Annotated in this window: 13 protein-coding genes and 3 tRNA genes; 5 read left to right on the top strand and 11 right to left on the bottom strand. The window is 47.1% G+C overall.

All coding sequences use genetic code 11. From position 1 onward, the window contains the following. Window positions 1-157: 157 nt before the first annotated feature. From IEY09_RS16410 to IEY09_RS16425, 4 genes are all read right to left on the bottom strand, one after another. A tRNA-Leu gene (locus tag IEY09_RS16410) sits at window positions 158-244 on the bottom strand. A 49-nt stretch (window positions 245-293) separates the two neighbouring features. Beyond that, window positions 294-367: transfer RNA gene (locus IEY09_RS16415), tRNA-Cys, on the bottom strand. Window positions 368-390: 23 nt separating this feature from the next. Continuing rightward, a tRNA-Gly gene (locus IEY09_RS16420) sits at window positions 391-466 on the bottom strand. A 277-nt stretch (window positions 467-743) separates the two neighbouring features. Continuing rightward, the gene (locus tag IEY09_RS16425) at window positions 744-2,177 is read right to left on the bottom strand and encodes a glyceraldehyde-3-phosphate dehydrogenase (protein ID WP_023267065.1); all 1,434 of its coding nucleotides are present in this window, start codon (window positions 2,175-2,177) and stop codon (window positions 744-746) included. Window positions 2,178-2,383: 206 nt separating this feature from the next. On the opposite strand from IEY09_RS16425, the gene IEY09_RS16430 reads away from it, so the two are divergent. Both IEY09_RS16430 and gap read left to right on the top strand, forming a co-directional pair. Beyond that, window positions 2,384-3,271 carry a DUF2989 domain-containing protein gene (locus tag IEY09_RS16430; protein WP_037431478.1) on the top strand — a complete coding sequence of 296 codons (888 nt, stop codon included), beginning with the start codon at window positions 2,384-2,386 and terminating at the stop codon, window positions 3,269-3,271. A 214-nt stretch (window positions 3,272-3,485) separates the two neighbouring features. Next, window positions 3,486-4,496, top strand: a complete 1,011-nt coding sequence (gene gap / locus IEY09_RS16435; RefSeq protein WP_037418518.1) for a type I glyceraldehyde-3-phosphate dehydrogenase — start codon at window positions 3,486-3,488, stop codon at window positions 4,494-4,496. A 135-nt stretch (window positions 4,497-4,631) separates the two neighbouring features. Here gap and nadA read toward each other — a convergent pair whose 3' ends face one another. From nadA to astE, 5 genes are all read right to left on the bottom strand, one after another. Then, complete coding sequence (nadA, locus tag IEY09_RS16440; RefSeq protein ID WP_037418516.1) at window positions 4,632-5,705, bottom strand: quinolinate synthase NadA; 1,074 nt, start codon at window positions 5,703-5,705, stop codon at window positions 4,632-4,634. Window positions 5,706-5,849: 144 nt separating this feature from the next. Next, window positions 5,850-7,451 (bottom strand): dihydrolipoyllysine-residue acetyltransferase, encoded by a 1,602-nt coding sequence (locus IEY09_RS16445; protein ID WP_188871923.1) that lies wholly within the window; start codon window positions 7,449-7,451, stop codon window positions 5,850-5,852. Window positions 7,452-7,460: 9 nt separating this feature from the next. Further along, window positions 7,461-8,438 carry an alpha-ketoacid dehydrogenase subunit beta gene (locus IEY09_RS16450; protein WP_037418512.1) on the bottom strand — a complete coding sequence of 326 codons (978 nt, stop codon included), beginning with the start codon at window positions 8,436-8,438 and terminating at the stop codon, window positions 7,461-7,463. Window positions 8,439-8,441: 3 nt separating this feature from the next. Next, on the bottom strand, window positions 8,442-9,620 hold the full coding sequence (locus IEY09_RS16455; RefSeq protein ID WP_172587894.1) for a thiamine pyrophosphate-dependent dehydrogenase E1 component subunit alpha: 1,179 nt from the start codon (window positions 9,618-9,620) through the stop codon (window positions 8,442-8,444). A gap of 162 nt (window positions 9,621-9,782) precedes the next feature. Continuing rightward, the gene (astE, locus tag IEY09_RS16460; protein ID WP_144346392.1) at window positions 9,783-10,817 is read right to left on the bottom strand and encodes a succinylglutamate desuccinylase; all 1,035 of its coding nucleotides are present in this window, start codon (window positions 10,815-10,817) and stop codon (window positions 9,783-9,785) included. A gap of 269 nt (window positions 10,818-11,086) precedes the next feature. On the opposite strand from astE, the gene msrA reads away from it, so the two are divergent. Further along, window positions 11,087-11,566: a peptide-methionine (S)-S-oxide reductase MsrA gene (gene msrA / locus IEY09_RS16465; protein WP_037418505.1), complete on the top strand. Its 480-nt coding sequence runs from the start codon at window positions 11,087-11,089 to the stop codon at window positions 11,564-11,566. A gap of 121 nt (window positions 11,567-11,687) precedes the next feature. Here msrA and pgm read toward each other — a convergent pair whose 3' ends face one another. Both pgm and seqA read right to left on the bottom strand, forming a co-directional pair. Then, on the bottom strand, window positions 11,688-13,340 hold the full coding sequence (gene pgm / locus IEY09_RS16470; protein ID WP_188871925.1) for a phosphoglucomutase (alpha-D-glucose-1,6-bisphosphate-dependent): 1,653 nt from the start codon (window positions 13,338-13,340) through the stop codon (window positions 11,688-11,690). A gap of 69 nt (window positions 13,341-13,409) precedes the next feature. After that, complete coding sequence (seqA, locus tag IEY09_RS16475) at window positions 13,410-13,961, bottom strand: replication initiation negative regulator SeqA (protein ID WP_037418499.1); 552 nt, start codon at window positions 13,959-13,961, stop codon at window positions 13,410-13,412. Window positions 13,962-14,255: 294 nt separating this feature from the next. Here seqA and IEY09_RS16480 point away from each other — a divergent pair, with 294 nt between their 5' ends. Both IEY09_RS16480 and IEY09_RS16485 read left to right on the top strand, forming a co-directional pair. Then, window positions 14,256-15,032, top strand: coding sequence for an alpha/beta fold hydrolase (locus IEY09_RS16480; RefSeq protein ID WP_037429771.1), 777 nt, complete (start codon window positions 14,256-14,258; stop codon window positions 15,030-15,032). A 101-nt stretch (window positions 15,033-15,133) separates the two neighbouring features. After that, window positions 15,134-15,355, top strand: a complete 222-nt coding sequence (locus IEY09_RS16485) for a DUF2788 domain-containing protein (protein ID WP_007648263.1) — start codon at window positions 15,134-15,136, stop codon at window positions 15,353-15,355. Window positions 15,356-15,358 lie beyond the last annotated feature (3 nt).

Raw genomic sequence — 15,358 nt, forward strand, 5'->3', positions numbered from 1 at the left:
TTATTTGCCTCTTTTGACTTCGCTAAAAATCAAAGATGCATTTAACATGGGTAGGTATACAGGCAAAGCCTCAAATGATGATAACCACCTACTGAAGTAGGTGGTTTTGGGCTAAAAATAAAAAAGGCCTAACAAATGTTAGGCCTTTTTTATGTTATGGTACCCGAGGCCAGACTTGAACTGGCACGCTGTTACCAGCGAGGGATTTTAAATCCCTTGTGTCTACCGATTCCACCACTCGGGCAAACTCTTTATATTAACGACAGTAATCGTATCATTAATACTTTAATCTATGGAGGCGCGACCCGGAGTCGAACCGAGATCGACGGATTTGCAATCCGCAGCATAGCCATTCTGCCATCGCGCCAAATTTCCAAACTCGTAAAGAGTTGGAGCGACATATCGGGTTCGAACCGATGACCTATACCTTGGCAAGGTATCGCTCTACCAACTGAGCTAATGTCGCATCGATGTCATAGAGTAACGTTACTACGCTTTCCCCTGACTGCGGATTGGCATTCTACCGATTTAACCTTCAGAGTCAATCAACAAATTTGAAATATTGCGCTTAACCACACTGTTTGCCCAATATTCAGCCATAGCGATATAAACTTGCCGATAGAATCAACAATTCACGGATTTGCTCAATAACAATGTTCAGATAAATTGTTATTCAACATAATTGAAGTATAAAAAAAGCGCCCTCTCAGGCGCTTTGTCTGTTGTACTTCTGTCTGTCGCAATTAAGCAGGCAGAGACAGCGTTGTTAAGCCTAACATCGTTTGCATCACACCGACTACTTGGCAGCTGTAACCAAATTCGTTGTCATACCATACGTACAGAATGGCGCGTTTACCTTCGGCGATGGTCGCTTGAGAATCAACCACACCCGCGTAGCGAGAACCTACTAAATCGCTTGATACGATTTCAGTTGAGTCTGTGTAGTCGATTTGGTTCTGCAAGGGTGATTGCAGCGCCGTGTCTTTTAGGTATTCGTTCAATTCGTCTTTGTTGGTCTCAGCATTTAAGTTCATGCTGATGATTGCCATAGACACGTTTGGCGTTGGCACACGAATCGCGTTGCCAGTCAGTTTGCCCGCTAATACTGGCAGAGCTTTAGCGACGGCTTTCGCTGCGCCCGTTTCAGTGATCACCATATTTAATGGTGCACTGCGACCGCGACGGTCAGCACTGTGGTAGTTGTCGATCAGGTTTTGATCGTTCGTGTATGAGTGAATCGTCTCAACGTGACCATTCTCGATACCGTACTTATCATTTACCGCTTTCAGTACTGGTGTAATGGCGTTAGTGGTGCAGCTCGCTGCAGACACAATGATGTCTTCTGGCGTAATATCGCCTTCGTTCACACCGTAAACGATGTTCTTGATGGCGCCTTTTGCTGGTGCTGTCAGTAACACTTTGCTTGCACCAGGGCTCTTCAAGTGTAAGCCAAGGCCTGCTTCGTCTTTCCAAATACCCGTGTTGTCTACCACTAAGGCATCTGTAATACCGTATTTAGTGTAATCCACTTCATCTGGTGAGTTTGCGTAAATCACTTGGATATAAGTACCGTTAGCGATGATAGCGTTGTTCTCTTCATCCACTTCAACAGAACCGTTAAATGGACCATGAACAGAGTCACGACGCAGTAAGCTTGCGCGTTTTTCTAAATCGCCCTTCTTACCACCACGTAATACGATTGCACGCAGTCTTAACTTGTTGCTGCGACCAGTACGTTCGATCAGTAAGCGCGCTAATAAGCGGCCAATACGACCAAAACCATACAACACCACATCACGCGGAGCGATATCATCAGCATGATCAATCGCAGCCGCTAATTCGCGTGCCATATAGCTTTCAATTTCGTTGGTATCGGTATGTTCAGCCCAGTATTTGACAGCAAGCTTACCAATATCCACTTTACATTGTTTAACAGCGAGTCTGCTTAAGGCTTGAACAAACGGGAAACTCTCGCGTAAACGTAATTTCTCACCGACATGACGACGAACTAAACGGTGCGCTTTAATAATCTCAATAGTAGAAGCATTGAGTAATGGCTTACCATAAACCACAACTTCGACGCCTTGGTTACGGTATAACTTGCCCAGCAAAGGTTGCATTGCCTCTGCCATTTCAAAACGTTCTTGCCAACTTTGTAGGTGTTTATCAGCGCTCATTTACAGATCCTTTATCTCACTTTTCAATAAAATATATTGAAAGGTTTGAGTAACATGACGAAAAGACCAATAATCTTATGTAGGTTTTAGGGAAAACCCTCTGTTTTGGTCGGCGCCATTGTAATGAAAACTGACCCAGCTTGCTAGTAAGATATTTTCTGTAAATCTGTAATTTTATTAGAGAAAATTGCATTTTGGAGCGTATTTTGAGACAAAATCTAGTAATAATTACATCATTTACCCTCGCGATAAGCCTTTTCGGTTGTGATAATGGCCGAAATATCGAAACGATTTGTAAAAATAATCCTGAAATTTGTGCAGATTTGCATAAGGATGGCTGGTGTTTAGCAGAGAAAACAAAGTTGATCCAAAGTCGATACGACCTAATGGACAATAAAAATCCTACAGGCAAGCAACTCTATCAACAGTTAACTTACCTCGAGGACTATAGTCGATGTATTGAATTGGCCTCGGGCGTTCAGCACATTATCCACACAAGCCGCACAGCTGATAGAGCCAGAGCCTTTCGACTAAGTACACAAAATTTGAGTCGGTTGCAGGATGAAACCCGCGAGCGCCAAGACCCGTTTATGTCTTATTATCAATGGACACGTTTTGGTGACACGGATGCGTTAAACCGACTCTTGGCGCAAGAAAATGCTGGCGAAGTCACTGAGCCATTTCTTTTAGCGCAAATAGCCACCTACTACAGCAACCGTAATGCCATCAAAGCGCAACAACTCTACCTTACTGTGTTCGCAGAGATCCAATACGCTGACTTTGATCCAAATTGGTTGCTTGGGCTCGCTGCAGCCTATCGCCAAACCCAAGCGCTTGAAAAAACTTACATGCTGACAAAAGCCAATTTACTACTTACGCAGCAGAAGTATTCTGAAGATAAGATGCTAGCCTTAATCGGTGGCAACAAAACGCTGGCGACAAAATTAGATGAATACGCCCAGAACTTGATCAATGCGTTAGAAAATGGCCTCTATTCGACTAGTCCGGTTGCGCTCTGGCTTGCTCCACCTCGGACAGAGGTAACACCGCCAGCGGCAACTCCCGTCGAACCAGAGAAGCCAAACTCGCCTTAAGGCTTGGGCCTTGAGTAACGTCGGCAAAATGTTTGCCATCTTGTAATTTTTTATCCAAATGCAGTGCTAAAAAAGGTGTTTTCGCGAGCAATGTAAAAAAAACACCTAATTTGTTAACCGAATCCCGGCAAAATAGCCGAATTAACTTGACGATAGCTGTCAGTTTGGTAATTTTACTACCAGTTGAATTTTATAATCACCAGAGGGATATGAGATGACTATCCGTGTTGCAATAAATGGTTACGGCCGTATCGGTAGAAACGTATTACGCGCCCTGTACGAAAGCGAAAAAGCTTACCCAATCAAAATTGTTGCCATCAACGATTTAGGCGACGCTTCAATCAACGCTCACCTGACAAAATACGATTCTGTACATGGTCGTTTCAATGCCAAAGTTGAGCATGATGCTGAAGCAATTTATGTTAACGGTGACAAGATCCTCACTTTCCAAGAGCGCGATCCAGGCAAATTACCTTGGGGCGACCTACAAGTAGACGTGGTATTTGAATGTACCGGTATCTTCACTTCTAAAGATTCTGTTCAACCGCATTTAGCCGCTGGCGCAAAGAAAGTGATTATCTCTGCACCAGGCAAAAACGTTGATGCAACCGTCGTTTACGGTGTGAACAACAATGTGTTGACCGCGGATATGACCGTTATCTCTAACGCGTCATGTACCACTAACTGCTTAGCGCCTTTCGCTAAGCCGTTAAATGACGAAATTGGTATCGAATCAGGTCTGATGACCACCATCCACGCGTATACCAACGACCAACGTTTATCTGACGTATACCACACAGATTTACGCCGTGCTCGCGCAGCGGCACTGTCGATGATCCCAACTAAAACTGGCGCTGCCGCGGCAGTAGGTTTAGTTGTGCCTGAATTACAAGGTAAATTCGATGGTTTAGCGGTACGTGTACCGACTGTTAACGTGTCTTTAGTGGATTTATCTTTCATTGCATCACGTGACACAACCGTTGAAGAAGTTAACGCCATCATCGAGCGTGCAGCAAGCGTAGCACCACTGAGCGAAGTGTTGGCCGTCAACAAAGAGCCATTGGTATCTATCGACTTTAACCACAATGCGTTTTCATCTAACTTCGATGCGACGCAAACCCGTGTTAATGGCCGTTTAGTCAAAGTAATGGCTTGGTACGATAACGAATGGGGCTTCAGTAACCGTATGTTAGATAACGCGGTTGCGTTAATGAACGCTAAATAATCTCGATTAGCGATTTAGCTAAAGCCCTGCAAATGCAGGGCTTTTTGTTATTTGCCGTGTGGCAACTGTAATTAAAAAAATATCCCCGCAAAGCGGGGATATTAATGTTGAAACTCGATGTGCGACTAAAAGCGCTTAGGCATTACCTTTCACTTTCATATTGAGCGTTTTAGCGAAATCGAGCATACGGGTCAGCGGGATTAACGCTTTCACTCGCAAGTCTTCATCGACAAAGATCTCATGGGTGGTTTTGTCGCTATCACTTAATGACGCTTCAATGGCTTTTAAGCCATTCATTGCCATCCAAGGACAGTGGGCGCAGCTCTTACAGGTGGCACCGTTACCACCAGTAGGCGCTTCTATCAATGTTTTACCCGGCGCCGCTTGTTGCATTTTGTAAAAAATACCGCGATCGGTCGCGACAATAAAACGCTCGTTAGGCATGGTTTGCGCAGCTTTGATCAACTGACTGGTGGAGCCGACAGCATCCGCCATCGCCACCACACTCGCGGGTGATTCTGGGTGTACCAAAATTGCTGCGTCGGGATAAACGCTTTTCAGATCACGCAGGGCATTCGCTTTAAACTCATCGTGAACGATACAGTCGCCCTGCCACATCAGCATCTCGGCGCCCGTTTGTTTGGCAATATAGCTGCCTAAGTGACGGTCTGGGCCCCAAATAATTTTTTTGCCTTCGCTGTCTAAATGCTCAACAATTTCAAGGGCAATACTCGAGGTCACCACCCAATCGGCACGGGCTTTTACCGCCGCAGACGTGTTGGCGTAAACAACCACGGTATGATCTGGGTGTGCATCACAGAAGGCGCTAAATTTATCAATGGGGCAACCTAAGTCCAATGAACAGGTCGCTTCAAGAGTCGGCATCAGAATGGTTTTTTCTGGGCTTAAGATTTTGGCAGTTTCACCCATAAACTTCACCCCAGCGACGATTAACGTCTTTGCGGGATGATCGCGGCCAAAGCGCGCCATTTCAAGTGAGTCTGAAACACACCCACCAGTTTCTTCAGCCAGAGCTTGAATTTCAGGGTCGGTATAATAATGGGCAACCAATACCGCATCCTTTTCAATCAGCAGCTGCTTGATACGTGCCTTGTAGTCCGCCTTTTCGGCATCGGACAGAGGAATTGGCTTAGGCGGAAACGGATAATCAATAGTTTCGATTGTTGGGGCAAATGGGCTGGGGCTCATAACAAATCCATCAGGATAACAACGTTCGCGAATTATACGTAATTGGGTTCAAAAGATTAACCCATTTATGGCCTGCGAATAAAAAAGGACGCTAAATTGCGTCCTTTTTTGCCGGATTGGCTGTAAGTATTGGCTGACAGCCGACTAACGCATGGCTAATAGCATATCCTGCGGTTGCTCAAGGTATTGTTTCCAAAGGTTACAGAAACGAGCAATGGTGCCGCCATCGATAACGCGGTGATCGCCAGACCAACTCACTTGCATGATCTGGCGCGCTTCGACTTCACCTTTCGCATTGAAGCGAGGCAAGGTTTGCAACTTACCAAGCGCAACAATCGCCACCTCTGGCTTATTGATAATTGGTGTTGCGACTGTGCCACCCAATGCACCAATATTCGAAATCGAAATCGTGCCTTCTTTAAGATCCGCTGGTGCCACACGGCCGCTACGCGCAGCAGTGGTTAAGCGGGTGATCTCGGCAGCCACCTCAAGAATACTCTTATCTTGCACATCCTTCACATTGGGCACTAACAATCCCACTTTCGAATCTACTGCCATACCAATGTTATGACGCGCCTTGTAGGTGATTTCCGTACAATCAGCATTCACTTGGCTGTTAAGCACAGGGAACTGCGTTAAGGCTAATGACATGGCCTTCATAAAGAATGGCATCATGGTCAGCTTAACTTCGTCGGAGGAATACTTGGCCTTCATGCTTTCACGCAGTGCGACTAAGTCTGTCAAATCAAACTCTTCGCAATAGGTGAAGTGTGGAATGGTTGATACCGATTCGACCATCATTTTGGCCATCACGGCTTTCACGCCACGGATAGGCTCCACAATGTCACCCCGTGCAGAACTTGCCACGACGTTAGAGACGGTTGATTGAGTCACACCTGATTGAGTCGGTGCTACAGCCACTGGCGCAACGGCAGGCACAGCGCCGCCCTGCGCTTGGAAGCGAGTAATGTCTTCCTTATACACACGGCCATGTTTGCCACTACCAGGTACGCGACTTAAATCGATATCTAAGGCACGTGCCATACGGCGAACGGCTGGGCTGGCTAAGGCTTTACCTTGGCGAGCAGACTCTTGCACCACACTTGCACTCGAACAAGCTGCTGGAGCGGTATTTGCAACGACGGCGCTTGCTTCCTGAGCATGGCTGATCGGCGCACTAACGCTACCTTCGACCTCAATAGCAAATAGTGGCGCATGTACTTTCGCTAACTGGCCCTTACGGTAGTGCAATTTGACAATTTTGCCCGCTTTGATGGCGGGGATTTGCACTAGGGCTTTATCAGTCATCACATCGGCGATGGGTTGGTCTTCAACCACTGTATCGCCTTCTTGGACTAGCCATTCGACCAGTTCACACTCAACAATGCCTTCGCCAATATCGGGCAGCAGGAACTCTTCGACGCTGGTACCCGCCACGCAGGCTTGGCTTACGGATGTTTGAGTCGCTGTGTGTACTTCAGGTTGAGACGCAGGCGCAACTTCGTCAGACTCAACCTGCACGGCATACAGCGGTGCATGCACCTTAGCAATATCGCCTTTGGCGTAATACAACTTAGTCACGACTCCGGCAAAAGGCGCCGGAATTTGCACTAAGGCTTTGTCGGTCATCACATCGGCGATGGGTTGATCTTCCACAATCGTGTCGCCCTCTTGCACCAACCACTCGACGAGTTCGCACTCGACAACGCCTTCACCAATGTCCGGCAAAATAAAATCTTTAATCATACCGGACTCCTAGAAGTTCACTGATGCCTTAATGGCTTCAAAGGTTTTGAGCGCATCGGGCATATATTCTTTTTCGTGGACCAGTGGATATGGGGTATCTAGACCACATACACGGCTGATGGGTGATTCTAAATACAAGAAACACTCCTGCTGAATGGTGGCCGCAATTTCACCCGCAAAACCACCCGTTAATGGTGCTTCATGGTTGATCAGTAAGCGGCCTGTCTTCTTCACAGAATCGGCAACGGTATCTACATCCCAAGGCGCGAGTGTACGCAGGTCAATAATTTCGCAGGAAATCCCCTCTTTTGCCGCCATGTCGGCCGCTTTTTCGATGATTTCCATCTGTGCGCCCCAGGCCACTAACGTGATGTCTTTCCCTTCACGCACCACTTCGGCTTTACCCAGCTCGATTTCATAATCGCCCGCAGGGACTTCCCCCACAGAAGCACGGTATAAACGCTTAGGCTCGAAGAACACCACCGGGTTTTTATCGCGAATAGAGGCTAATAATAAACCTTTGGCTTGAGCAGGATTACGCGGCACAACCACTTTTAAGCCTGGGGTTTGGGTAAAATAGGCTTCTGGCGATTGTGAATGATAATGGCCGCCCGCAATACCGCCACCATAGGGTGTGCGGAACACCAGGCTTCCCACATTAAACTCATTACCGCTGCGGTAACGGAATTTAGCCGACTCGTTTACGATCTGGTCAAACGCCGGAAAGATGTAATCAGCAAACTGGATTTCCGCTACGGCAGTCATACCATTAGAGGCTAACCCGTTGGCAAAACCCGCAATACCTTGCTCAGTCAGTGGCGTGTTAAAGCAGCGGCTGCGACCAAACTTTTCCTGCAAACCAGAAGTTGCGCGAAACACGCCGCCAAAGTGGCCAACGTCTTCACCAAACACCACCATGCGCTCATCAGCTTGCATGGCGATTGACAAGGCCTCATTGACGGCCTGTAACATATTCATTTCTGCCACGGCTTATAGCCTCCCTGCACTTTTGGGATAGGATTGCGGATATTTTTTGATGTGTTCTTTAAGATCGCTCAGTTGCTTTTTAAGCGCAGGCGTTGGCTTGTCGTACACGTCTTCAATAATCTCATCCAGCATAGGGATAGGTAATTTTTCCGCGACTTTAACGGCGGCTAACACTTCTTCACGGTACTTTTCGTAACGCTGGGTATCATCGGCCTCAGCTAACCAGCCTTTATTAATCAGCCACAACTTAAAGCGTTTGACTGGATCGTGTTGTTGCCATTTCGCCTCTTCTTCTTTTGAGCGATAACCCGAAGGATCGTCAGAAGATGAGTGGGCGCCCAGACGATAAGTCATTGCTTCAATCAACACGGGGGCATTGTGCTCAATCGCATAGGCACGCGCCTGTTGTGTCGCCGCTAACACCGCCAGCATATCGTTACCGTCGACGCGAATGGTGTGCATGCCGTAACCCACGCCACGACTGGCAATGCCGTTACCGGCAAATTGCTCTTCCGTTGGGGTAGAAATGGCATAACCATTGTTACGGCAGAAGAAAATCACGGGGCATTTTAACACCGCCGCCATATTCAATCCGGCGTGGAAGTCACCTTCAGACGCAGCGCCTTCACCGAAATAACAGACAGCAACATTACGTTTGCCCTGCATTTTCAGGCTATAACCGACACCTGTCGCTTGCGGGATTTGCGTGGCCAATGGCGATGAGATGGTTTGGTAGTTTAACGCCGCGCTGCCATAGTGGATTGGCATCTGGCGACCTTTACCTAAGTCCTTCTCATTGCTGAACATTTGGTTCATAAACTGTTCAGTGGTAAAGCCGCGATAACGTAGCGCAGCATGTTCACGGTATTGCGCGAGGATCACATCTTCTTGATCAAGTGCGGCCACGCTACCGACGATCGCTGCTTCTTCACCGGTGCAGGTCATATAGAAGCTGATCCGTCCCTGACGCTGTGCGCCAAGCATACGTTCATCGAGTACTCGCGTGAACACGCAAGTATCATAAATTTTGGTGGCTAAGGCTTCATCTATTACAGGCAAAACCGCGGTTTCATAGGTAGTGCCGTCTGCTTGTAGAATTCGAAGGATAGGAATGTGAAGCGATGCCTTATCCAAGAAGCCGACACGGTGCACTGTATCAGTGTTGAGTGTTGCTTTGCTCATATTGTGCTCTTGTTATCTCGTTACGCAGCAGAAGAACCACTGCGCCTAATTTATACGAATATGCCGGATGAACATTACGTTAACGTAAACTACCTATCAACCGTTGGCACAGTTCAAACGACAACTAATCCCCTGTGGGCATGTATATAATGCTTTACAAAACTATCGAACATCTGGCGCGACTGAAGGGATCAGGCAAATCACAGTGCGATTGCCGATGGGCACCTTGGCATTGGGGAAGACAATCGCTTCAAATTCCTGTTCGACTTTAATTTCCTGCCCACCCTCTCGGGCCAATACAAAGCCTTTAGGGAAAGCTCGGAAGTTTTCGACATCGGTCGCGAAGGTAAATTCAAAATCATCAAAATGTTTGTTAATCACCCGACACACTTGATACAGATTCACCTTATCCGCTGAGAATGGCTCAAGCGCTAAGGGTTTGTCTGTGATAAGGCGCATAAACATCTCTTGGGCGGCAATAAAACGCGTCATATCGTTTTGGCCCATGGGATACACCTTACCTAATTCAATGGTAAAGGCATCGGCGCCATACTGCTCGGAGGAAAAATAGCTAAAGGTGGTTGTCGGCTCATGGTGAAATAACACAGTATCGACGCCACTGGCCGCTAAAAACATGATTTGCTCGGCGCTGTAAGCACGGCCGGGACGATAGGGATAAATCGCAAACTTTTCGTGTTTTGACGCCCGCATCGCCGTGTGTAAATCGTAGTGAATTCGCTGGCGCCCTGAGGCTGCGCCCTTAAAGAAGCGGTTGACATAGGCTTCTAATTTTTTTGCCCGCACCCGCTCAGGATTGACTAATCCCGGTGGATTTGAATGCTCGCCACTAAACAGACGATTCATGTTCTCGTCGATAATGCGAGTGCCATTATTAATCGCTAAAGGGTTACCAATAAGAAAGAGCGTGCGTTGTTTGGCGATGATTTTTTGTTGGAGAAGCTGTTTGATTAAGGTATTGCAGAGTTCGATGGGAGCGGTTTCATTACCGTGGACACCGCAGGAGAGAATGACATCCTTACCTTGGGCTTGTGCTGGCTCAAAGACGATGACGCCCGTGTCCCACACCTCGACTCGAGTATGTTCCCCTAAGGCGAAACTAAACTCATCCCCGAGGGTTTCAGGATTAGCGAGGGTCAGCGCGAGAAAATCCTTCGAATCTAACAGAGCTTGTAACACAGAATTCTCCTTATAATAGCGTGTTAGAGGCGAGTCGTTATGGCAATAACTGCCTGTTTCATGGCACTTATCGCTACCCGCCTTAAAAAGCGCATCCATACTAACACAAGTTTTTGGGCCGTTACTCTGTCATTCTGGTCAAACATGCGCATTTCGCGGCAAAACAACAGCATCTTAGCCGCATTTGGATTAATTTTGTCGACACACTTGCTTTTAGGGATGAGTTTTATCACAATCCTTAGCCATCTAGACTTCTATCAGGATTTATCATGGCGTTAGCAACTTTCGGTGCCGGCTGTTTTTGGGGCGTGGAGTATTTCTTTAGACAAGTCAACGGCGTGACCAACGCGACCTGCGGCTATATGGGTGGCAATAACGAAGCGACCACCTATGAGGAAGTCAAAAAAGGTAAGACAGGCCATGCTGAAGTCGTACAAGTAGAATTTGACCCTGCGATTGTCAGCTACGACGAGTTACTGGATGTGTTTTGGAAAAACCACAACCCGACCACGCTCAATATGCAGGGCGGCGATATTGGTACTCAATACCGCAGTACCATTTTCTTCCATGATCGTGAGCAAAAAGCGGCGGCAGAAGCCTCAAAACTGGCCTTTGCCCGTTCAGGTCGTTGGGGATTGCGTCATATCGTCACTGAGATTGTGCCGTTACAGCAATTCCATGTGGCTGAGGAATATCACCAAAACTATATCGATAAGAATAACTTACCAAGTTGCCATATCGAGTACTAAGCTTAGCGATTCAGCTCAAACCTGAATAATTTGACCTTACAATCGCTGCAAATAAAAACGCACTCATTGGATTTCGATGAGTGCGTTTTTTTATCGGTAAAAAGAATGCGTAAACGCTAAATCAGGCGCTGAGGGCCTTATCGATCAGGGCTTGTGCGTCCTTAATGATATCGGCAAGATGCTGCTCACTGATAAAGCTCTCACCGTAAATCTTAAATAACGCCTCAGTGCCCGACGGCCTCGCCGCGAACCAACCATTGGCCGTGGTCACTTTAATGCCACCAATTGAAGCATTATTACCAGGTGCATGGGTCAATACGGCCTCAATGTTCTCACCCGCCAGCATAGTGGCGTTTAAGGTCTCGGCATTAAGCTTGGCAAATTTGGCTTTGTTCTCAAGGCTAATTGGGCTGTCGATACGCTTGTAGAAGCTTTGACCAAATTGCGCCACTAATTCTTGATGGCGTTGCCCCGGCGTTTTACCTGTGACCGCAAGCATTTCGGCTGCGAGCAGCACTAAAATAAAACCGTCCTTGTCAGTACACCAAGTCGTGCCATCACGGCGCAGGAACGCGGCGCCCGCACTCTCCTCACCGCCAAAGGCAATGGTTGCCTCAGCTAATCCATCGACAAACCACTTAAAGCCAACGGGGACTTCAAGCAATTTTTTGCCATGGAAGGCACAGATTTTATCGATAAGCGCGCTCGATACCAATGTCTTACCAATGGCTAAGCTATCGCTCCACTCTGGTCTGTGGGTTAGCAGATAATCAATCGCTACTGCTAAATAGTGGTTGGGGTCCATCAGCCCGGTGCCCGGACACACGATGCCGTGTCTATCGTAGTCAGGATCGTTACCCACACATAAATCGAAGGATTCTTTATGGGCCAGTAAACCTGCCATCGCATAGGGAGAAGAGCAATCCATGCGGATCTTGCCGTCCTTATCCAATGACATAAAGCTGAAGCTTGGATCGACCTTATCGTTAACTAAAGTGATATCAATGCCATAGTGCTTGGCAATCGGTGCCCAATAATGAATACCGGAGCCGCCTAATGGATCGACACCCAGCTTAAGTTTAGCCTTAGCGATAGCATGCATATCGACCACATTGACTAAATCCGCGACATATGGGGAGATCAAATCGATGGCATGCACATAACCCGAAGCCAATGCATCTGCATAAGCGAGCTTATTAACGCCCTTGAGCGCTGCGCGCAGGTAATCATTTGCGCGGGACTCAATCCACGCAGTGATATTACCTTCAGCAGGGCCACCATGGGGTGGATTGTATTTAATCCCACCATCCTGCGGTGGATTGTGGGATGGAGTAATAATCAAACCATCACTTAACGCGGCACCACTTAGTGCCGCCTCGCGATTTGCACAAATAATCGCATGTGACACCACAGGCGTTGGCGTAAAACCATCATGTTGCTGGATATGCACAGTCACCTTATTGGCCGCTAACACTTCAATCGCCGACACGTAAGCCGCATAAGATAAAGCGTGGGTATCGATACCTAAAAACAGCGGGCCTTCGATATTCACCGATTGGCGATAATCGACAACGGCTTGGGTAATCGCCCAAATATGGTCTTGGTTAAAGCTCCCTTGAAATGCAGTTCCGCGATGGCCTGAGGTCCCGAATGTCACACGCTGCTCGGCAGCATCCACATTGGGTTTGATGCTGTAATAATGGCTCATCAGCTTTGGAATATTCACCAGATCCGTCTGACTCGCGGTTTGTCCTGCCCGTTGATGTATTGCCACCTGATCCTCTCCTACTGGAAAATCGGTTATTAAATGGAAACGCCGCATCATTGCGGCGTCGATAAGTCGTTATACGCGTTCGGCAATGCCGTTGGCGATTTGGGCATCACAGCCCAATTGCACCAAGGCCTCGGCTAAAATTGTCCGTTTTTTTGCAGTATTGTTGTTGGTCGTTACCCAAAATCCGGTATTACCGATTTCCTTCGGATTTGCGGTGGCGCTAGCCTTGAGTAACTCCTCACGAGAGCGCGCAAAGTAGAGACGATCGCGCCCTTGGATCTGTAAAATTTGCGAAAACTGGGCTTTGTTAAGTTGATACAAGCTCTCGAGCAAAAATAAGAAGCGGCCCACCGCGCCTTTTTGTTGTTCTAACTTATGTTCATCAACCAATTGATTAAAATCGATGACAGACTCGAAGCTTTCTACTTGCGGAACGCTCTGTGGCTCAGGCGTTACCACCTCTAAACTCGGTTGGCTGATAGACTGTGGCTGTGACTGTTCAACCGCATCGACGGACAGGCCGAGTAATCGACGGAGAATATCAGAGGCACTCTCACCAATACGTTCCGTTTTGCTGGCAATATGACGATAGAGCTCTTCATCCACTTCGATGTATTTCATAACCTTATTATCCTTTGTTATTCGATAGGCTTACCGAAAAAGTGCACCACAGGCGATCCTAGCAAAGGATCTGTGCGATCGTTGCCTCAGTGTATCTATCTCTATCAATCTGATAAAGCATCATTAATCTAAAAATGCGTGAAATCGCACATCAAATTAGCACAACGATGTTAATCGCTGAAAAAGCCAGCAAGTTGAAGGTTCTTAATTTCAAAACCGCCACAAGACTTGTCAAACTTAACGCATTGAAGGCACAATTCGCGCAACGTTAGGTACCATAGCACAGGCTATTCCATGAATTTTGTATCTTCTGGTCAAGGAGAAGCTGTCCTCCTTATCCATGGTCTCTTTGGCAATTTAGATAATCTTAAAGGCTTAGGTCAAGTTATCGAAACCCATCATCAAGTCATCCGCGTTGATGTACCTAATCACGGCTTAAGTGAACATTGGCAACAGATGGATTACCCAAGCTTAGCGAAAGCGATGGTGGATTTACTCGATGATCTCAAGCTTGAGCGCGTGCATATTATGGGACATTCCATGGGTGGGAAAATTGCCATGGCAACGGCCCTAGCCTATCCAGAACGCATCATCAGCATGGTTGCCGCTGATATTGCCCCAGTTGCTTATCAGCCACGCCATGATGCGGTATTTGCCGCACTCGAAAGTTTGCCACTTGAAGGCCACACCGATCGCCGTTTTGCCTTGGCCCATTTAACCCATAGCGGCATTGATGAAGCGACAGCCCAATTTCTTCTCAAAAATTTGCAACGGACTGAGACAGGATTTCGTTGGAAAATGAATTTAAGCGGCTTAAAAGCGTGTTATCCCAATATAATTGGTTGGCATAATCTTGTAGAAGAAAAGCGCCAAACTTACCACGGCCCCAGCCTCTTTATCCGCGGAGGAGACTCAAACTATGTCACTGGTGAACATAGAAATGCCATCATGACGCAATTCCCATTGGCGCAAGCAAAAACCCTTGAAGGGTGTGGCCATTGGTTACATGCGCAAAAACCTACCATTTTTAACCGGATTGTGTCTGAATTTATTGACAAACACACGGTGTAAATGACAACGATTCTCGACCTAAATCATATAGCCGACACCTTGTTGATGTGATATATTCGCGCCTCTTTTAGCCTTAGAACACTCTAGAGGACTAAGAAAGTATGTTATCTCAGTACATGGAACAAATTGAGACCATCGGCTTGAACCTGTTTTTTGCCGCGATATTTTTCTTTATCGGCATGGCCATCCACGATGTGCTAAAACAAGGTAACGTACCGAAATTCGGTCGATTTATTGTTTGGTTAGTGTTATTTCTCGGCTGCGCCGGGTTTATTGCAAAAGGTATTATCCAGATGTCTTGGGAAGGTTCAGGCATCGGTTAAACA

This window comes from Shewanella xiamenensis, from assembly GCF_014647135.1.
Classification (GTDB): domain Bacteria; phylum Pseudomonadota; class Gammaproteobacteria; order Enterobacterales; family Shewanellaceae; genus Shewanella; species Shewanella xiamenensis.